The organism is Bradyrhizobium ingae (assembly GCF_055791185.1).
The window spans coordinates 85,209-103,786 of the sequence record NZ_JBVUBB010000011.1; the positions used below are offsets into that span (position 1 = coordinate 85,209).

The 18,578-nt window shown below is 58.0% G+C and carries 24 protein-coding genes; 10 read left to right on the forward strand and 14 right to left on the reverse strand.

Going from position 1 to position 18,578, the window contains the following annotated elements:
* The first annotated feature begins 37 nt into the window (after positions 1–37).
* Positions 38–541 (forward strand): DUF6496 domain-containing protein, encoded by a 504-nt coding sequence (locus tag ACV1FX_RS18245; RefSeq protein WP_473118925.1) that lies wholly within the window; start codon positions 38–40, stop codon positions 539–541.
* A 16-nt stretch (positions 542–557) separates the two neighbouring features.
* Here the strand turns inward: ACV1FX_RS18245 and ACV1FX_RS18250 are convergent, their stop codons facing one another.
* The 3 genes from ACV1FX_RS18250 to ACV1FX_RS18260 form a co-directional block, all read right to left on the reverse strand.
* Positions 558–1,511 carry an aliphatic sulfonate ABC transporter substrate-binding protein gene (locus tag ACV1FX_RS18250; protein ID WP_473118926.1) on the reverse strand — a complete coding sequence of 318 codons (954 nt, stop codon included), beginning with the start codon at positions 1,509–1,511 and terminating at the stop codon, positions 558–560.
* A gap of 27 nt (positions 1,512–1,538) precedes the next feature.
* Complete coding sequence (locus tag ACV1FX_RS18255) at positions 1,539–1,745, reverse strand: hypothetical protein (protein WP_473118927.1); 207 nt, start codon at positions 1,743–1,745, stop codon at positions 1,539–1,541.
* Positions 1,746–2,190: 445 nt separating this feature from the next.
* The gene (locus tag ACV1FX_RS18260; RefSeq protein WP_473118928.1) at positions 2,191–2,823 is read right to left on the reverse strand and encodes an ATP-dependent DNA ligase; all 633 of its coding nucleotides are present in this window, start codon (positions 2,821–2,823) and stop codon (positions 2,191–2,193) included.
* 98 nt (positions 2,824–2,921) lie between these two features.
* Here ACV1FX_RS18260 and ACV1FX_RS18265 point away from each other — a divergent pair, with 98 nt between their 5' ends.
* The gene (locus ACV1FX_RS18265; protein WP_473118929.1) at positions 2,922–3,257 is read left to right on the forward strand and encodes a hypothetical protein; all 336 of its coding nucleotides are present in this window, start codon (positions 2,922–2,924) and stop codon (positions 3,255–3,257) included.
* A gap of 9 nt (positions 3,258–3,266) precedes the next feature.
* Positions 3,267–3,650 (forward strand): hypothetical protein, encoded by a 384-nt coding sequence (locus ACV1FX_RS18270; RefSeq protein ID WP_473118930.1) that lies wholly within the window; start codon positions 3,267–3,269, stop codon positions 3,648–3,650.
* Positions 3,651–3,652: 2 nt separating this feature from the next.
* Here the strand turns inward: ACV1FX_RS18270 and ACV1FX_RS18275 are convergent, their stop codons facing one another.
* The 4 genes from ACV1FX_RS18275 to ACV1FX_RS18290 form a co-directional block, all read right to left on the reverse strand.
* Positions 3,653–4,042, reverse strand: a complete 390-nt coding sequence (locus tag ACV1FX_RS18275; protein ID WP_473118931.1) for a hypothetical protein — start codon at positions 4,040–4,042, stop codon at positions 3,653–3,655.
* Between the two features lie 254 nt (positions 4,043–4,296).
* Positions 4,297–4,581 (reverse strand): hypothetical protein, encoded by a 285-nt coding sequence (locus ACV1FX_RS18280; RefSeq protein ID WP_473118932.1) that lies wholly within the window; start codon positions 4,579–4,581, stop codon positions 4,297–4,299.
* A gap of 13 nt (positions 4,582–4,594) precedes the next feature.
* Positions 4,595–4,864, reverse strand: a complete 270-nt coding sequence (locus tag ACV1FX_RS18285; protein WP_473118933.1) for a hypothetical protein — start codon at positions 4,862–4,864, stop codon at positions 4,595–4,597.
* Entirely contained in the window at positions 4,861–5,304 is a 444-nt protein-coding gene (locus tag ACV1FX_RS18290) for a hypothetical protein (protein ID WP_473118934.1), read from the reverse strand. The genes ACV1FX_RS18285 and ACV1FX_RS18290 overlap by 4 nt, the downstream gene beginning before the upstream one ends.
* A gap of 240 nt (positions 5,305–5,544) precedes the next feature.
* On the opposite strand from ACV1FX_RS18290, the gene ACV1FX_RS18295 reads away from it, so the two are divergent.
* The 3 genes from ACV1FX_RS18295 (at position 5,545) to ACV1FX_RS18305 (ending at position 9,489) form a co-directional block, all read left to right on the forward strand.
* Positions 5,545–6,561, forward strand: a complete 1,017-nt coding sequence (locus ACV1FX_RS18295) for a ParB N-terminal domain-containing protein (RefSeq protein ID WP_473118935.1) — start codon at positions 5,545–5,547, stop codon at positions 6,559–6,561.
* A 425-nt stretch (positions 6,562–6,986) separates the two neighbouring features.
* On the forward strand, positions 6,987–8,462 hold the full coding sequence (locus ACV1FX_RS18300; protein WP_473118936.1) for a DEAD/DEAH box helicase: 1,476 nt from the start codon (positions 6,987–6,989) through the stop codon (positions 8,460–8,462).
* A gap of 4 nt (positions 8,463–8,466) precedes the next feature.
* Complete coding sequence (locus ACV1FX_RS18305; RefSeq protein ID WP_473118937.1) at positions 8,467–9,489, forward strand: hypothetical protein; 1,023 nt, start codon at positions 8,467–8,469, stop codon at positions 9,487–9,489.
* A 6-nt stretch (positions 9,490–9,495) separates the two neighbouring features.
* On the opposite strand, the gene ACV1FX_RS18310 is transcribed toward ACV1FX_RS18305, so the two are convergent.
* Positions 9,496–10,995 carry an ATP-binding protein gene (locus ACV1FX_RS18310; protein WP_473118938.1) on the reverse strand — a complete coding sequence of 500 codons (1,500 nt, stop codon included), beginning with the start codon at positions 10,993–10,995 and terminating at the stop codon, positions 9,496–9,498.
* On the reverse strand, positions 10,995–12,623 hold the full coding sequence (locus ACV1FX_RS18315; RefSeq protein ID WP_473118939.1) for a radical SAM protein: 1,629 nt from the start codon (positions 12,621–12,623) through the stop codon (positions 10,995–10,997). The genes ACV1FX_RS18310 and ACV1FX_RS18315 overlap by 1 nt, the downstream gene beginning before the upstream one ends.
* 233 nt (positions 12,624–12,856) lie before the next feature.
* Between ACV1FX_RS18315 and ACV1FX_RS18320 the strand changes: the two genes are divergently transcribed.
* A complete protein-coding gene (locus ACV1FX_RS18320; protein WP_473118940.1) occupies positions 12,857–13,144 on the forward strand; it encodes a hypothetical protein in 288 nt (95 codons plus the stop codon).
* Here the strand turns inward: ACV1FX_RS18320 and ACV1FX_RS18325 are convergent.
* The 5 genes from ACV1FX_RS18325 to ACV1FX_RS18345 form a co-directional block, all read right to left on the reverse strand.
* Positions 13,128–14,528, reverse strand: coding sequence for a hypothetical protein (locus tag ACV1FX_RS18325; RefSeq protein WP_473118941.1), 1,401 nt, complete (start codon positions 14,526–14,528; stop codon positions 13,128–13,130). The two genes, ACV1FX_RS18320 and ACV1FX_RS18325, sit on opposite strands and share 17 nt — an antisense overlap.
* Before the next feature lie 172 nt (positions 14,529–14,700).
* Positions 14,701–14,982 carry a hypothetical protein gene (locus tag ACV1FX_RS18330; RefSeq protein WP_473118942.1) on the reverse strand — a complete coding sequence of 94 codons (282 nt, stop codon included), beginning with the start codon at positions 14,980–14,982 and terminating at the stop codon, positions 14,701–14,703.
* Between the two features lies 1 nt (position 14,983).
* Positions 14,984–15,172, reverse strand: coding sequence for a hypothetical protein (locus ACV1FX_RS18335; protein WP_473118943.1), 189 nt, complete (start codon positions 15,170–15,172; stop codon positions 14,984–14,986).
* Positions 15,173–15,179: 7 nt separating this feature from the next.
* Positions 15,180–15,362, reverse strand: coding sequence for a hypothetical protein (locus tag ACV1FX_RS18340; protein ID WP_473118944.1), 183 nt, complete (start codon positions 15,360–15,362; stop codon positions 15,180–15,182).
* A gap of 8 nt (positions 15,363–15,370) precedes the next feature.
* Positions 15,371–16,039, reverse strand: coding sequence for a hypothetical protein (locus ACV1FX_RS18345; protein ID WP_473118945.1), 669 nt, complete (start codon positions 16,037–16,039; stop codon positions 15,371–15,373).
* Between the two features lie 845 nt (positions 16,040–16,884).
* Between ACV1FX_RS18345 and ACV1FX_RS18350 the strand changes: the two genes are divergently transcribed.
* The 3 genes from ACV1FX_RS18350 to ACV1FX_RS18360 all read left to right on the forward strand — a co-directional run bounded on the left by ACV1FX_RS18350 (position 16,885) and on the right by ACV1FX_RS18360 (position 18,525).
* A complete protein-coding gene (locus tag ACV1FX_RS18350) occupies positions 16,885–17,238 on the forward strand; it encodes a hypothetical protein (protein ID WP_473118946.1) in 354 nt (117 codons plus the stop codon).
* Between the two features lie 3 nt (positions 17,239–17,241).
* Positions 17,242–17,988, forward strand: a complete 747-nt coding sequence (locus ACV1FX_RS18355; protein ID WP_473118947.1) for a hypothetical protein — start codon at positions 17,242–17,244, stop codon at positions 17,986–17,988.
* A 171-nt stretch (positions 17,989–18,159) separates the two neighbouring features.
* Positions 18,160–18,525: a helix-turn-helix domain-containing protein gene (locus tag ACV1FX_RS18360; protein ID WP_473118948.1), complete on the forward strand. Its 366-nt coding sequence runs from the start codon at positions 18,160–18,162 to the stop codon at positions 18,523–18,525.
* The last annotated feature ends 53 nt before the right edge of the window (positions 18,526–18,578 follow it).

Sequence of the window (18,578 nt, forward strand, 5' to 3'; positions counted from 1 at the left end):
CAGGAACCCCTCGTCAATGCCGAAGGGAACTTGACCTATGCCAAGACAACAGATCATTCGCAAAGCCAGGCAGGATAAACGCGAAGGCAAATCGCCGAGCACGCAGGCCGGCGAATTCGTGAAGGACGAGATCGACAAGATCCGCAAGGGCAAGCATGGCGCGCGTTCGACGCGCCAGGCCATCGCCATCGGCCTTTCGGAGGCGCGACGCGCCGGTGTCGATCTGCCCCCGCCCCGTAAAGGGCGCGCGAAGAAAGCGACGCGCCGCAGCGCCGAATATGCCTATGAGGCCGGCCAAGGCAAACGGCATCCGAAGCGACGGCCGCGCGTCTCCCGCGCCGTCGAGAATGTGCTGAAGAAAGAGCCGCGTTCGACCGCTTCAACCCGCTCGCTCTCGAAGCAGGCCAAGCGCGCGGCGAGCCGGCGCAGCGCAACGTCGCGTTCGGCAGCCGCGCGCAAGGCGAGCCGCACCAAGGGCGCGAAGGCGCGTTCCGCCGCCGCCAAGAAGGCGGCGCGCACCAGGGCGCGTCGCCGGAGTTGATGGAAGCGTTCGGGGTTCAGGAACCCGGATGCCATTTCCAGACGATGCTGGAGACGTCGATCGACTTCGGGATCAGACTGAGCTTTGCAAAACGGTCGGCAATCGCCTGCTGGCTCCGCACGACCTCAGCATCGAGCGGCACCACGCGATAATTGGAGCGGCCGACGAAGCGCCTGACGGCCTCGATGTCGACGCCGGTGGCTTCCGTCTGCGCTTTCGCGACCTCCTCGTGGTGGCTTTCGGCCCAGGCCCCTTCGGCTGCAAACGTCGCATTGAGTTTTCCGACCAGCGACGGATATTTTTCAACGAAGTCGGAGCCGGCGATATAGAAGGCATTCGGCTTGCCGATGTCCCTGTCGAGCGCAATCACGCGCGCGTTCTCCTTCTGCTCGGCAAGGGCGAAATACGGGTCCCAGATCGACCAGGCATCGACCGCGCCCTTGACGAAGGCCACTGTCGCATCGGCTGGCGCGAGCGGCGCCGGCGTGATGTCGCTCCAAGTGAGGCCGGCCTTCTCGAGCGCCGCAACCAGCAGATTGTGCGCGCTGGATCCCTTGCCGAAAGCGACGCGCTTCCCCCTGAGGTCGGAGACCGAATGGATCGGCGAATCCTTCGGCACGATAATCGCCTGCGAAGTGCCCTCAGACGTCACCGCAGCGACGTAGCGGATCTTGGCGCCGCCGGCCTGCGCGAAGATCGGCGGGGTGTCGCCGACAAAGCCGAAATCGACGCTGCCGACATTGATCGCTTCCAGCAGAGGCGGACCGAACTGGAAGTCGACCCATTTGATCTCGATACCGAGCGGTTTGAAGGCGTCCTCGACCGTATGACGCTGGCGAATCGCCGGAAAGAAGCCGCCCTTCTGGGTGCCGATGCGGATTTCGGTCGGCTTGTCTTCGGCGCGTGCGGGAGCGGCTAGCGCGGTCGCAAGCATCAACGCGGACGTCAGGATGTATCGTCGTGTGATCATGGCAGATGGTTCCCTATCGCCGACGCTTCAGACGAACAGCGATTGATTGCGGAGGTGGCGCCGCTCGGTGAATACGGCGCGTGCGGCGCGCTCGGCGTCGCGGGCCGAACGAAACTGGCGACCTTCGAGGCTGTCGAACAGCCGCTCGGAAGAGAAGAAGCGGAAGCCGCGTTCGTCGCGTGCGACGATGCCGGCGGTGCGATCGTGGACTTCGATGATGTAGGCTTTGGTCATGACTGCTCGTTCGCCGAGAATGTCGGCGCTCCTGTCTCTGGAATTTTGCGATAAGGGTGTGCTGAAGCGAAGGTCAGCAGCAACAACAGCGACCGGTCGCCGCAGAGAAGCAGCGACGCGTCATGCGCGCGGGCATGTCGCTCAGAAATCGCTGGTCATTCGTTCTCATGCTGCGGCTTTCGGCATCGCGGGAGCAGTTTCGATACGCCGAATATCGGGCGATCGAGGCGATCGGTCAATGAAATGGGTATCCATATTTCGCGCGACGGCGCGTGGGCGCTTCTCTGCGCGTCAGCGCCAGCAAACGGAATCATCTAGCTATGAGGCTAAGCGTCAACGTGATCTCTTCCCTTTTCCCCTTGTGGGATACGCCACAGGGGGAAAAGGTCAATGAACTCAATAGCAGACGCCGCTAGTGTCGGCCCAGTGTCGGGAAATGCTTTTTTCAGGCCTTTTCAAGTATTTTTTTGCCGCGTGCCTCGTGCGCGGCCTGGATGCGGCCATAGCCGGGGTGCGCCGTATTCTTGATCTTGCGCCAATGATCGCACCGGCCGCCCCGATAGGCGCGCTCGCGATGCTTTGATACAAGGCCCTCCAGCCCCATCTTGCAAGCGGCGCGAAAAAGCTCGGGCCCGATCTCACCTTGCTCGAACGGCGCGGCGTGGATGCCCTCGGGGCGACGCACCAGAAGCTGCGCGAGGTTCTGCTTGCGTAGGAACAGCGGCAGCTTGCGATAGTCGTCGCCTTCGCCCGCGAGCATGTCGAAGGCGTAGAGCTGGACCTCGTCGTTATACTTGCCGGACTGCAGCGCATCGAAGTCGGATATCCCGTCGACGCCCAGGACCACCGCCTCGCCATCGATCACGAACCGATCCTGGCGCAGCTTCAGCGCGGTCTCGACGATCCAGGGAAAGCGCTTCGTCCAATCGAGCCCGGTCTTGCTCCTGACGCGCACGACCTTGCCCTCCCGGATCACCATCATCCGGTAGCCGTCGTGTTTGATTTCATGAAGCCAGTCGGGACCAGAAGGAACCTCGGCCGCCTTGACCGCCAGGGCAAACTCGAACGTGCTGCGCATGGCGGTGATATAGGGAACGGCGGCGGATTGTGGAGTCCTTGACGGCGACCCGCGCGGCGGCTTGGATTGGGCTCCAGCCCTTCGCGGAGGCCCTCGTTATGCGCATCTCTCCCTCGATTGTTCCGGGATCGGATCAGGACATTTACCTGGTGCTCGACGACTTCGGGCAGCGCCTCGGCCGCGCATGGCCCGAGACGAGCGAGGAGGACACCGACCGCGATACCCTGCTGCGGCACCTGATGGAGGGGCAGTATCACGACCCGATCCGGGTTGTCAGTTTCAACACCAGCGAGGGCTGGTCGCGGGATGCATCGCCCGAGATCGCCATCGAGCTGCGCCAGCGTTGCGCCGAACGCGGCGAAGTGCCACCGTCGCTGGAGGACTTCCTCGATCGCCACGGCCACCGTGTCGATATCCAGCTTTCGCTGCTGTAAGGACGGACGATGATCGATGCTCAGAACGCCATTGTTTGGGTCAACCGCGATACCAAAGAGGTGCGCGTTCTAGCGAAGGGAGCGGATCGGCGGGGGGTCGACGGGCGCGGATGGGGAGACGCTATCGGCGCAGCCAATTCGGAATGGCGCGAGATGAAGGACGATCAGCGCGTCCTGCTGATGCTGGAGACGGCGATCGATCTTGCCATGCAGGGCCACGATCTCGGCGACGTTCTCCGCGCCTTCGCCGAGGTGAAACAGTTCAAGGCCCTCGGATCGGCCAGCTTACCCATGTGTCGAGCGCTGACCTCGGCGCTCCTCGGCCAATGCCTTGAGTCGAATACCATGAGCTTCGAAGAGCTGCTGGAGACCTATCCCGCAAAACCGCGATAGGTCTAGGCCTCCCCGTCCGTCTCGCTTTCCTCAAGCGCGATCTTCATGAACTCATCGGGGTTGAACGCGACCTCGCCAACCGTTTTGGCCGTGAACAGCGGCGCGCGTGCGGCCGCCCTGAAAAGCGCTTCGTTGACCATGTGGCCGCCTTCTTCCGTCATGGCGAACGTCCAGGGCTTCCCTTGGCCCTCGCTGATGAGCTTGGCGAGCGCGCGGAGACGGGAATCGATAGCGAGAATAACGTCCGGCTTTTGCTCTTTGTGGAGGGCCCGTATCAGCGACACGGTTGGGTCTCCTGGGCCCAGTCTGTCCCTATCCTCGATGATGCCCTCGTGGCCCTTGATCAGAGCGTCGAAAGGGACAGTCGCGATCGGCTTGGGCTTCTTCGGCATGTCAATCCGGGAACGAGAGAGCGGAGGCTCGTTTCCGGCCTCCGCTCTCATTTCGTTAAATCAGCGCCTTGATGATCGCGGCGATGCCGAACAGGCAGGCCGCAACATTGACGCGGATGACGATGGTCATCCAATTAGAGGGGTTCATGAACTTCTTTCAAAGAAGCGGTGGAGCCCCCATCAGGTTGTGAGCGACGCGATCTTGGACTGAGTCGCTGTGGGAACAAAGCCCGTTGCATCACGGGTTGGGGATATCAGCGCTTCCTCCAGTCCCAGTCGGTGCTCAAGCGGTGCCGTTCCTCCTTGGGCAGTGCCAGCCTCGCCTGAAGCTCCTCGGACTCGACCTTGCGCTTGGCCCAGCTGGCAAAGGTCTTGCGTTCGCAGTCGCCTTTTTCTTGCGCGAGCCAGTAGTAGTTCAAGGTCTCCGGATCGGTATCACGCCAGGCAACGGACCAGTCGGTCGCCGCAGTCACCTCTCGAATGCGCTGCGACTTCCCGCCAATGTAGAAGCCACCCTTTACGATATCAGCCTGTTTCACGCTGCGGCTCGTCCTAGTCTTGCTTGAGCAGGTCTGCGCCCGGCGTCAGCAGCCGGACATAGGTGCCGCTCTCGTGCAATTCGAGCCAGCCCTGCTCGATGGCATACTTGAGGCCCGCGCCGAACTCAGGTCCGCTAGCCTTGAGCGTGAACAGGAACGGCGCGTTGATCTTTTCGATATGGATGCGGCCGTCTTGAACCGGCTCAATGGCGGCCGCGAGTTCGATGAGCTTGCGTGCTGCCGCTTCCGGGTTGGCGAAGGGACGTTCGGTGGTGAGCTTCATGCGGCCGTCAGGTGATGGGCGGTTCGGACGTGATCGTGCAAGGTGGGATTCGTGATTACCTCGCCGCAGAAGCAGCGGGCAATCCCCTCCGGTCGCTGCGTCGGCAGCGGAAGCGCCAGATCGTGCATCCGATCTTTCCATGCGGTCCAGTCGCGCTGGCGCCGCCAAGCCTCGAAGTCGGCCTCCGTACGCGTGGCTGCCAGCTCCCGCCAAGCGGCTTGGAAACCGGCGCGGGCTTCTTCGAACGTCTCGGCAATGCCGCTGCGGTGCTCACCGGGCTCAATGCCGGGATAGAAGCCGCACGACCAGCCCCATTGTGGGGCAGCATTAGGGACTCCGGCGCGGCGCCCGATGAAACCGACCCGGACGTCGCCGAAGTAGACCTGCCACGTCTCGCGGTCCGGATCGTCCGTGCTGCGGCGGCGGGTGAGAGCGGGCATGCCGCAATCAAAGCGTCGCGATCTGCGGCTGGCAAATTATCAATCCCTCGCGGGTCGGAGCGTCGCGAGGCTACTTTCTGTCGTGGGCTCAGCAAGCACCCGCGCCTACCTGCGCCAGTGGGACGGGGTATGCACACGTATGCACACAGCACGCTCAACCGGGAATCGCAAATTATCCAGCTACGTCGTATAAGCGCATGGGGAAGCCATGCCAGGGTGCAGTGCAATAAAGGGGGGCGCATGCAAGTCCAACAAATTGCCGTTGACCAAATTTTACTAGACCAACGCAACCCACGCATCGCGCACGCGACGGAGCCTTTGGCAGGCTCCGTTAGCCAGGAGTGGATCACCCTCGCACTCGGTCATGCGGCTCCCGAGGATGAGGAGCGTGGGACATCCACCACCTACTCCAGCCTCAAGGCTTCTATTCGGGCCAACAAGGGGATCATAAACCCGATCATTGTGACAAGAGCCCAGAATGGCGGGTATGTGGTCATCGAGGGCAATACGCGCGTAGCGATTTACCGCGAACTGGCTGAAGAGGAGGCGCCGGGTAATTGGGCCACGATTTCCGCAATCGTTCGGGAAGAAGTTGAGGAGAAAGGAGAGCATGCGATCCGCCTCCAGTCTCATCTGGTCGGGCCCAGACCATGGCGCCCTTACGCGAAGGCCAAATACCTGCACGACCTGTACATCAACCAAAAGCTCTCCATCTCGGAAATTCTCGATTTTTGCGGCGGAGCGGGAAGACGAGCGGAGATTCAGCAGTACATCGATGCGTTTAAGGATATGCATGATACGTACATTCCGCTCGCAACCGCGTCGGGCAGTCCTCCAGATTTCTCGCTCTTCAGTTCGTTCGCAGAATTACAAAATATAAAGCCTGCTCTCGCTCGAGCCGGTTACACCATGCACGATTTTGCCAAATGGGTTCACGAATCAAAACTGAGCCCGCAGAATACAGTGCGCCAACTCCCTCGCATTCTCGCCAACCCGGAAGCAAAGAAGCAATTTCTTGCGCACAATGCGCGCGAGGCATTAAAGATTCTCGATCAACCTAGCACGAACGCCATCATCTCGAATGCTTCTCTTGAGCAACTCGCCGCCGCACTCAGTGTAAAGCTGAGGCAACTGAACTGGCCAGAGATACAGGCTTTGAAGGAGGATAAGGACGGATCGGCGACGCTGTCCGTGCTCACCTGTTTCGATGAGCTGAAAGAGTTTGCCAAATTCTTGGGCGCACAGGTTGATGCCTGAGTCGACGCTTCATCGGGAACTTGTGAATCGCCTAGCGACAGCGGTTCGTCTTCGACGTTCGGCGTCCTGGTTCCTGTTTGTAGATTCGAACGATGGTAACGTTTCAGAGGGATGTCCGCCGATTTTGCGTTCCGTTTGCCCTGACCTTTATGCAAGAGAGAACGTTGGGAGCCATGTGGTTATCGGCGAGGCTAAGACATCCCGAGATCTCGACAATGTTCACACTGACAAGCAGCTATACGAGTACTTTCTCCACCTGTCTCACGAGCCGTCAGGCGAGCTTCTACTTGCAGTTCCGATGATGTCGGCCGGAGCGGCCCATAGGCTGTGCCGGGCAGCTAGGGCGCGGGTTGGATGCGGGGCCGTGCCATTTGAAGTGATGGGGTGGCTGCTTGGGCCTAACAAATCAATGTGCGAGATTTGGCGTGGGTAGCTATTCATTCAAAATGGCTCATGAGCCTGAGCTGACCGCCAAGCACTCCGCTTTTCCATATCAAGAGGAAGCTGTGGAGTTCGTGTGCGGACGGGATTTTGCCGCCATTTTTCATGAGCAAGGTCTTGGGAAGACGAAGATCGCATTCGATTGCGCGCTCAAGTGGCTGTCGAAACAAGAAGTTGATGTCGTCCTGATCATTGCCAAGAAAGGACTCGTTGGTAACTGGCAGCGGGAATTTGAGACGCACACACGCATTCGTCCGTTTGTGCTTAGCGACAAGTCTGCGCAGAACTACTATGTGTTCACCACGCCATGCCGCGTGGTGCTTGCTCACTACGAAGCAATCAAGAAGGAGGAAAAGCGCGTACGCGCTTGGTTGAAGACAAGGAGAGTGGCCGTCTTTTTAGATGAGGCGGTGAAGATAAAGACGCCAAGCGCGGATCTCACGCAGTGCTTTTTTCGACTGGGCCCTTTGTTTGCTAAGCGCGTGATCATGACGGGAACGCCAGCGGCGAATAGGCCATACGACGTATGGGCGCCGATCTTCTTTCTCGATCAGGGTGCGACACTCGGAACCGACTATGATCAATTCAAGCGCCAAACTGACTTGTCGAAAGAATTCCACGGCAACGACGTTTTGCTCGCCAGCTATGGAAAAGTGCTGGCCGATGTCCAAAAAAAGATTTCGGCCATTTCCGTTCGCGAGACGAAGGCAGGTGGAAAGATATCGCTCCCCTCGAAGGAGTTCGTCCGGATAGATTGCGAGTGGGAGTCGAACCAACTCGAACTCTACCGGCAGGTCCGAGAAGAATTGCGTGCCATCGTATTTCGCGACGGCAAGCTCATTCAGGACGATCAAGACTCGATACTAAAGCGCCTCTTGCGACTTGTTCAGGTAGCATCCAATCCAAAGCTCGTCGACGACGCATATAACGCAGAGCCGGGTAAATTTCCTCAGCTATACGATCTCCTGACGGACATCACACGCCGTGAAGAGAAGGCGATCGTCTTCACGGTATTCAACGAAAATTCGACCTGGCTCACTAAGAGGCTCTCGCCTTTCGGCGCTCTGTGCCTCAACGGTTCGATGCCGATCGACCGCCGCAACGATACGGTGAAATGGTTTCTTCAAAATGAGAGCGACCGCGTTCTGGTCGCGACGACCGGAGCCGCCAAGGAAGGCTTGACGCTAACAGTCGCCAATCACGTCATATTCTATGATCGTACGTACAGCCTCGACGACTACCTGCAGGCGCAAGATCGGATTCACCGCGTATCACAGAAGCGGGATTGCTTCGTCTACACCCTGCTTATGCGCAATTCGGTAGACGAATGGATTGATGCCCTGCTTGCTCAGAAACACCTCGCCGCGCAACTGACGCAGGGTGACATCAATAGGGAAATATATGGTGAAAAGGCCGATTTCTCGTTCGTCGAAATATTGCAATCAATCTTGAGTTCTTGACGACATGACCCAGCACTCGGACGTAATAACACTTAGACAAAAGGAAGTGCCTCTGGTCGTCGATAGCGTGGACAACCGCAAGCTCCGATTCTACACGGAAAATCCGCGTATCTACTCACACATCTGGAGCGAAGGCCGCGAACCAACTCAGCAGGAGATTTTCGATGTCCTAGCCAAATCGGAGCACGTTCGAGAGGTCTTGATGCCGTCCATCAAGGCAAATGGCGGACTAATCGAACCGCTCCTGGTAAAGGGAAATGTTGTTCTAGAGGGGAACAGTCGGCTCGCTGCATATAGGTTGCTTTCCGAGTCGCCAAACGATCAGGAGAAATGGCGCCTTGTCCGTGTACGGCGCCTCCCCAGTGACATTTCTGAGGCGGATGTCTTCGCCTTGCTCGGCGAATACCATATCGTTGGCAAGAAGGACTGGGCGCCCTTTGAGCAAGCCGGTTACCTGTACAGACGGCACAAGACTCATGGGATCGAAGAAGCTGATCTTGAAAAGGAGATCGGACTTAGCGCGCATAAGATTCGGCACCTGATCCGCGTGTACCAGTTCATGCGAGACCACAACGATCAGAACCCGAGTCGCTGGAGCTACTACGATGAGTTGCTCAAGGGTCGGAAATTCGCGGACGCGGTCGCAAAATATCCCGACTTCAACCAGATCATCGTAGAGAAAATCAATTCAGGAGAGATTGAGCGCGCAGTGGATTTGCGCGACCGGCTGCCACTCATAACGAAAGCGGGCGGCAATACGCTGAAGAAATTCATTGCGGGCACATACTCGTTCGAAGATGCCGTGGCGGATGCGCGGATGAGAGGCGCCGGAAATTACAACGTCAAAAAGCTCCATGAATTTCGACAGTGGTTAGCTGAGGCGCAGCTCGATGATGAGTTCCGCTCGGCAAAAGACAAGCAGATGCTCAAATTTGAGTTGGACAAGATCAGTCGCAGGGTCCGAGGACTCATGCAGGTGGTGGACAACTCATCGCCGCAGAAGAAGAGCGCTGCGGCGAAGAAGTGAAAAGGCTCATTGGCAAAGTCGTTGCAGAGCGGTCAGTAGTTTCCTTGCCTGCTCGCGATTGGTGACGATCTTTGCAATGAGTGATGCCGCTTCATCAAGCGCCACCGCCGATGCTCCACGCTTCGGCGTGAGGTCAGCAAGCCTGCGTTTCAAGCGATCAATTTTCTTCAGGAGAGGCTTCGACTGAGTTTCGTCATCGAGCTTGTTAACGCGCGCCTCAGCACGCAAGAGCGTTGATTTCAATCGAGACAATTCCGCGGGATCGAACCTTTGTCGCTGCTTTAAGCGGTCCTCGATCGCCTGAATCGCCTTCTCCGCGCTCACACCGTTGTTCCGAGCGACGGATGATGTACGGCATCGATGCGCGATCTTCGCGGCCAGCGGCCCGAGCTGAACCAGCAGGTTGTAATAATGGTGGTTGACCTCGAAATTGTCGCGACGAGCGTTCGGGACAATTCGTTGATCTAAAACGTGTATCTCGCCGAGGCTCCAGCCGTTGAAGCGGCGTTCCTTAAAAACGTCCTCGAACAAGTTGTTCTCACCGACTTGGAGATCCCCGCTCCGGGCTCTGATCCCACTGACGCCCAAGCTGGGTGGAATGCTTCTGATGTACTCGTGATCGGCGATCCAGGCGACCGCTCCCGTCTTTCCATCCACATCCGGAAATTCGACGAACTCGATGCCCTTGACGTGCAGCGCTTGCGAGGTGCTAGGAAAAACAATCTCGTCGCGGTACGGTCTGACAATCACCTCATCGGCCACAGTCAGGTTCAGCGGAATACTCGTTCGATGAAGTGAGAGCGCCTTGTCGATCTCGGAGCCGAAGGAAAAATCTGGAGAGAACGGAAGTGGCGCTACCTCTGACAGATAGTTGCCGATTAGTCGCTCGTTCAGCAAGACATCGTTGCGCAAACGAGAGATGTCGTTTAGCCGAACTTCGAAGAAGTGCTCCGAGGCTTTCGGAGCTTTCTCATGCCTGACCGTCACCGCATCGGCGAGGACCTGTTCAAGATTGCCGTGAAACGCCGCATCGCGTAGGCAGTCCCGTATCGCTCGACTGCTCCATCTCACGATAGAGACGTCATCTTCCCCGGCAGCTTTTGTTCTGAATTCGAGTTCTTTGCAATAAGCTAGACCTGAGAGGCGTCCTACGCCACGGAATCCGCGAGCCCCCGTGCCCCGCTTTGAGGAAGCGCCAATCGCAAGGAGCGTCGACACAACGCTTCGCTTCTTGAGACCACAGCCATTGTCGCGGATTGCGATCGACCGAGCAGCATGATCAAACGAGATCGATACCTCGCCACGGGATCGGGGGCCGATCAAAGCTTGTCCACGAGCCGCATCGATAGCGTCGGCAGCATTCTGAATGTACTCCCGGTAGATCGTTACAGGAGAAACGTACATTCCGCTGGAAAGGAGTTCGATGATGTCCTTTCCAATCTTGATGTCTTGGGTCGCTATGCGGCTCCAATCATCCGTCTCTCTGCGGGGGACGACCGACGTCATTATGCTGCCTCCTGCCTACGGCGCTTGCGCTTCAGAGCGGTCGGCTCGTAGCTCTCTTCCTCTTCAAGCCCGGCGTCTTCGACGATTTCCTCGGGAGACAATCCGATCTTCGTCTGCTTCTCCGCTAGGAGACGCTTTTGTTGCACTCGGCGAACTTCCAACTCTTCCTCTCTCGCCATCGGAATATAAAACTGAGCTGCGGCGCGCAAGTTTGCTGGCAGGTCAGCAATCGAATTGCGATACAAAGACGGATTGTAGCGCGACAGGAATGCGATCAACTCCCCGCGTTCACTCGGCGAGAGGCGGGTCAAGGAAGCGCGCCACTCGTCAAGCTCACCTCGTCCTTCGTAGCGTTCGTACCATTGACGATTAAAAATCATGTGGTGCGGGCGAGAGAGAATGTCTTCAAACTCCTGGTGGCTTCCGCCAAAGGCCGCCTTGTAAAAATCGGGTTCGCCAGAGACGACCCCGCGTGTGGCCTGCAATACAAGTTGCACCGAGCGTAGGTAATACCGATTCCACTTGTCGCCGACGTGAGAACGATCAGGCAGATCGGTCGGCTGATAGCGCATGGGGAATGAATAAATGCGGATAGCAAGCTCCTCGTTGAGCTTCACGTTCAGATACATCCGCTCAAAAAGGTCCGCTGGAGAATCATGGAAGTTGTACAGCATGTAGTTCGACAGGTCATTCATGCCGAACTCGTGGGCATAGCGGATTGCTGTTTCGTAGGGAGCTTTCAAACCAAGATGGTCGAAGGCGATCCTCAGCGGGCTGATGCAGATCGAGGAAAGCTCGCGAAGGTACATCTTGTCTTTGCAGAGAATTCGCGCGTCTACGCCTTGATTGAAATCAACCCGTCTCTGCGAGGCGACTCGTTCGGTGGGACGTCTCAGCTTCGCGCCACGCTCGAATCCCAGGTCTCGTATCTCTGCAATAATTTCTTTGAACCGGGATGAGGCGACAACGTTGTTGTCCATCAATAGCAGGTCACGCCGAGGGCCGTATAGTTTATCGACCGATTCCACCAATTGGGTAAGCGGCGTCGCATCGCGCTGAGCGCCTTCCAACTTGGGTACCCCGCAAAAATGACACTTGCGGATGCATCCGCGCGAGGCGTAGGCGAAGTAGGCGTCGCGGACTGGATATTTGTAGTCTATCTGCTCTAGGATGCTGTAGTCGGGGATCAGGTCCTCGATTGGGGTGCTCGACCGGTCTTCTGCATAAAAGTCCCCGTCTTCTTCGTTCAGCTGCAACGCACGAGCGGGCGCCTGATCAAGTAAGCCGCGGATGAAGCGAATGCCACGCCAGCGTGTCTCGGTCAGAAAGCGCGAATGCATGAGGGAGGCTGCAATTCCGCCAACGAATACTCGCTGGGATTGTCCTTGTACGAGGTCGAGTGCGAATTCGATTGTCTCGGCAATCTTGGGGTATTCGAACGAAAAGAGGGTGGTGATGTAGATCCGGTCCCAGGATTGGAGCCGAAGGCTTTGATCAATGCCCTTGGCGAATTTGACCTGATCCTTCTTGCCGTTGGGGCCGTGATACTGGGCAATTTTCATGAGGCCGAGCGGGGGGTATTTGTTCTTATACCCCGGCTCCAACAGCAGAATTTTCTTCCCCGGCATTCCCACCCCCTGTTCGGGGACGGAGCATACACTACAGAATTCGAGAAGGCGATCGCAAAGTTGTGGACACTCAAGCGAGCCTGCCCGGAAAGCTTTTCGGCCACAGGCGGGCAGCCGGAGTCAGCCGGGAACTCTCGCTAAGATGATTCCTTAACCAGCGCGAATCTGATTACCTGTCGCAGGTTGACATAGGGCCCGTCTGAGACTAGATCAAAACGTGAACGGAGCTTGTCATGCCACGTCTCGGCACCCCCGCTGAATCGCAGGTCGGTTGGCGCATCGCGGTTGATCGCGCGTGGCGGTCGACTTCGCTGCGACGGAAATTTGAGACGGAATGCGGTCTCGAGCCGTTGGCCGAGAATCCAACGGATCTGGCACGTCAGGCGTTTGACGGTTACGCCAAAGCGTACGAGGGGCGGTTCTTGCTGTGGGCCACGAAGCAGCTTGGGTTGGAACAGGAAGCCCCGAGCTCCATTCGGAACGAGTTGACGTCAGCAAGAAACGTCACGCACGACGAATGAGAAGCCCGTGAACGTCGCTGAGCGCTGCCACTGCGTCTAGAAGCTTTGTCTTCTTTTGCTGGCTCGCTTTCAGGCCTTCTATGGCGGCCCTAATAGCGTCAGTCCTTTTTCTTTGCGCTTCCTCGAAGGCATTCTTTTGGTTTCGGACCGACCAGAGTTCACTTGCTGCGCCTGACGCCTCCGCCCCGGACTTGATGATACTGGCAAAGGCTATCACACTGCCTACGACGGGCACCATTTTTGCTGCCTCCGTTACAACGTCCAGTCCGACGTCGGTGCCTACGCGGTAAGCTTCGTCGGCCGCGTCTGACTGGATAGCTGTTTTGTAGTTCGGGAGTTCCGCTTCAATCTCGGTCCTGAACGCCTTTGCCAGCTCTGCGGCTTTGCTGGCAATGGCTCCCTCCTCCAACTGATCAAGAGCCTCTTGGGGGTTGGGATGAGATCTGGACGACGCCAGGGATTCAATTATTGCCTCGTATTTCGATTGGAAACCTTGCTCCCTCAACGCTTGGCTCAATTGATGTACTGTTTTGAAATTCATAAGGTCGATAACTTGCGCGGGAAGCACAGAAGCTTGGATCGTATCAAGTGCAAAGCCCATAAAGGCCTCAAGGAAAATGGCATCCTCAGATAGAAGCTCGTCACGAGCATCACGCGCGGCGAGAAGAACGTCCGCTGCCCTGAAACTGGATAGCGAGCTGAGATCTGTCCCGGTTTCGCATCGTACGACGCCCGTGCCGTTGGTATGGTAGCAAGCCATCGCAAATCGCTTGACCAACTTTTGGATACCCTCCGGGAGGCTCTTAAGATACCCTTCCAGATGCCCGTCTTCGTTATAATTCAGCCCTTCAAGGTCTCTTGCGATCCCTTCAATCTGTTGAGCGGAAACCCCAGCGTCCTTCAACTCTCTGACGACCAGAGCTTTCTCGTTACGCAAGCCGGTCACTAGAAGCTCTCGAAGAGAGTTTCCCACGTTTCCGAGCTGCCAGGGCATGACGTGCTTAATTTGACCGTTTAGCTTGGCTAAGTGCTCATCCAACTGCGCTTGATCGATTTTGGCTTGAGCAAAATCTGCATCGTTGACGTAGTCTGCAAGAGCGCTCCGATCTTCGCGAAAAGCGGGAAGTATAGCTTCGCCCTCAAGAAGGTCCGGATGTGCCCTTAACAAGTGCAATCCGAGCGGCGTCACCAGATGCCTACAGTTAATCGTAACCAACCCCTTAGTGATGATTTTGATTTTCAGCGAGCGCGCGCTCGCCACCCTACATTCGTCGACTTTGTTTGGGTCGAATAGCGAGGGTATCAAGTCAGTCGAGTAGACGCGCGGCCCCTTAAGCTCCTCAGCTTTCCTAATTGAGCGACCGGTAAAGAATGTGCTTGTCATGAAGCAATACCTCGGTTCTTTGGGGGCTACAATTATTCCGGGTATAGATATCTTATTTGACGCTTTTGCAAGCTTCAGTTGCCCCGGCGCAAACTGCGGCTGTAGCCCGGCCCTCAAAGTCAAGCCAAGAGTGCACGCTGCGTCGAGGCTCCGCCGGTGATGGAGTCTTTAATCATTGATTCGTTTCTTTTTCCCGCCATTCCGGCGGCGCTCGGCCCGCCCCGATCAATTCCTCAACCATGACCGGCACCAGTCTTTCGGCGCAGTTCATCAGCATTTGCAATCCAGCATCGCGCAGTGGCGGCGCATGGCCTGCGACGAAGATAGCGAGCAGTTGCGCAATAGTGGCGCCGACGACCTCGGGACTTTCGCCCGCCAGGATCGGCCTAATTTGTGCGAGAAGCTCGTCCGCTTGCGCCAGGGCCGCGCGGAAGTCGGGATCATCTATCATCATCCTAGCTCTGCATCTGATGCACAACACTGAACTGCCAGCCCTGTTTGTCGCAGTATTGCCGAACCCGATCTCTCGACCATCGCCGCATGTAGCGCTGGATCGGCGCCGTCTCGACCACCTTGTCGTCGAACAGAACGATGGCCGCCGTGAAGTTCGGTCCGCGTATCTGCGCGAGGATTTCGGTGATCATCTCCCCTTTATAGCGAGGAGTTGACCTCGTGATCCGAAAACTTTTCGGCCTCTTCGGCCAGTCGCTGCTCTTCGTCCACTAGCTCCTCGGTGACACAGCAATAATCCCGGAAGGAACTCGACGGGGTGATGTATTTCGCGGTCAGCGCCCGCAGGTCTTGCCTGAACTGCTCATTGCTGGTCTTTTCCATCGAGCCATTCAACCTTTGACGTTGCATGAGGTTTCCGACAGGGACTTGGCTAGTCGGTCCAGTTGAGCTGCTGTGGCGCGGTAGCTTTCCGCAATCCCGCTGAGAGCCTTACGCCGTGCATCAGACTTTGCGTGCATGCCCAACTGGTCGGCTTCGTCTGCTTTGTCGCGAAATCGCTTCGCCTCTTCGGCAAGATCGGGCTCGCGTGCGGACGCCGTTTCGCTAACGAGCCTCGGCCCTTGTGGCGCGGTCTCATCCTGTTGAGCGAGCCTCGCCACTTGAAGTGCCGTCAGCTCAGCAGCGGCGTCTTTAATCGCGTCCTGAATTTGAGGAAGGTAGTCGTCGGCGTCGGACCGCTCGGCCACATAGTTCGGGTCGCCGATGTAGCCGTCGCCGCATTTGGTGACTGCGCCATTGTGCTCGATTATTTCGTTGATCACGCGGCGCACGCTCGTGCGCGACATACCCAGCTGCCTCGAAATCCCGCTGATCGAAATCGGCGGCAGGTTAGCGCCGTCGTTGACCCGGATTGTCATCATCACAAGGATCGCGTCAGCCACTGCGGCGGCGTGCTTTCCGCGCCCCCACTCGCCGTGCAAGACCGAGCAGATGGTGAGAACCATGTTGTAGACAATTGCGGCCTGATGCTGCCACAGGCCGAAGTGGACGCCGTGCATTGTTGCCGAGCTTTTCCTGGGTGATGCACCGCGCGTTTAGCGAACCACCAGCTTCGCGCCAAGTTACGATCACTTCACGCTCAGCAGCCGTTTTTTTATGAGATCTTTATACGCCTCGCATTGTACGGACCCGATGCATACCAATCGGGTGGCTACCTTTGTCGCATGGCCAAACTGTCCAGGTTGACGACTCTGTCCTGTCGATGAAAAAGGCCCGCCCTTCGGATGACGAAGGGCGGGCTAGTGTCGACGAGGGGACCCGAGCTGCTTGAGCAGTCGGGCATGTGCAAGTCTTCCTCGCCGGTTCAGATGTCCTAAAGGTTGTCGTTCGAGTTGGCCAGAGTCAACTCGGGCGGCAACCGAACAATCACTCAACTCGGATTTCAACTTTAGCAGTGAGCGCTCGACGCAAGAGATGCATCTAAAGGAGAATTAGCGAGCGAAACAACGTGCGCGCTACGAGTGAGTAATCGTCGCATCGCGTTGGCAAAATTTGCTGGAAAGATGTGCGGCTAGATTTTTTTCGCCACAATCATCATACTAATCATTCGAACACGCATCGGAACACGATGCAAAATGCAGCGGCAAAAGCCGCGCGGTTAAAATGTGCAAGATGGATACGGGCACCGATGAGACGCTGCGGTGACTGCTCGTTGTGCTGCAAGCTTTTGCCTGTGCCGCCTTTACAGAAGGCTGCGGGCGAACGTTGCCGCTTTCAGAAATTCCACAAGGGATGCTCCGTCTATCACACGGCGCAGATGCCGCCCGAGTGCGGCCTCTGGAATTGTCGCTGGCTGATCAATGACGACGCCGACGATCTTTCGCGGCCCGATAGATCGCACTACGTGCTCGACTTGATGCCCGACTTCGTCACGGTCCGCGACGATGTGACGGGCGAAGCCCAGAACATCCAGGTCGTCCAGATATGGGTCGATCCGCAGCACCGCGACGCCCATCGCGATCCCGCCTTGCGCCGCTGGCTCATTCGCCGCGCCGAGAAAGGCATCGCCGCGCTGATCCGCTTCAACTCGAAAGAAGCTCTCTCCGTCTTTGCGCCGCCGTTCGACTCGGCTGGCCAATGGCGCGAGATCGCCAGCGGCGTTTCTACCGACCGCACCCACTCATTAACGGAAATCGCGAAGGCGCTCGGTGGTCGAGCGTCGGCGACCATCGAGCCGGACGACAAGGGACGGGTTTAGGGAATGGCGTACAGCAATGAACTGACCGAGATCGCGCTCAACGAGTTGAAGCTGCACGGTGTGAAGGGGCAAACCCGAGACACCAATGGCGGGCACATCGAGATCGCCTGGCAGGTGGTGCCGGAAAAGGAGGTCCGCCGCGTCTTCGTCGCCAAGACCGCCAGCGATTGGCGCGCCCGCATGAACACCCGCGCCGAGGTGCGCAAGCTGCTGCGCGCCGACAACGTGACCCTGAAGACCCAGAACGAGAGGCCGCAGAAACCGAAGCCGCTGGAGAAGGCGCTGGAGTTGCCTCAACCCGACGCCGTCATCCCGATGCCGGACCAGGTCAAGGCGCTGCGCGGCGAGGTAGCCGATCTGACCGAGCTGGTGCTGCGACTCACCAAGATCGCGACCGGCATGCGCGATGTGCTCACAACTCACGTTCCGAAGCCTCAACCGGCCGCTCCGGTGGTGAAGCCGTCATCCCGCAGCATCAAGCTGGTCGAATATCTGTCGCTCGACAAATGGGTCTCGGTCTCAGCCCTAGTGCGCGACACGGGCCTGACGCCGACGCAGATCAAGCTGAAGCTGCACTACCTCAAAACGCAGGACCAGATCGAGATTTACCGTGGCGAGGTCCGACTGAAGCCAGCGCTACCGAAGCCGCCCGCGAAGAAGGCGGCGAAGAAGGTCGCGAAACCGAAGCCGCCCGTGCGGAGGAAACGCGGTCAGCAGCTCAACGGAGCACACCAGCAGGCGGCGGTATGAGCCGTGACGCGGCAGATCAGCAGAAGGAGACCCAAGGCGACGAGTTCAAGCCAGATTACTGGGAAATGACGCAGCAGCCGCAAAGCCCGTAAGGCCGCGCGAGATAAACCTGGGCATGGGAATGTAAGGAGCGCAAAAATGCGCCGTAGACAAAAGGCATCGCCGCGAGCGGTGAACGATCAGGATCGCGAAGTCGGACGTCGTATTCGGTCGCGGAGGCTTGAGCTGCACATCAGCCAAGCCGAGCTGGGGGAACAGCTGGGCATCAGCTTCCAGCAAATCCAGAAGTACGAGAAGGGCACGAACCGCGTCGCAGCGGCGCGATTGGCCCAGATCGCTGCTTTCCTCAAGACCACGATGGCGGCTCTGATCGGCGGCGATCTGCCGTGGGACAAGCAGCAGAACAGCTTGGTCAGTGAGTTCGTTGCGAGCAAGGACGGCATCGATCTGATCGAGGCCTGGTCGCGGGTTGAAAGCCAGCAGGTGCGGCGCAGCATCATCTCCCTGACGCGCTCGCTGGCCGCTGAAGACCGGTGATCAACAGGCCCGACTATCGGTTGTGGTCGGGCCGACGCTTATAAGCAGCGAGG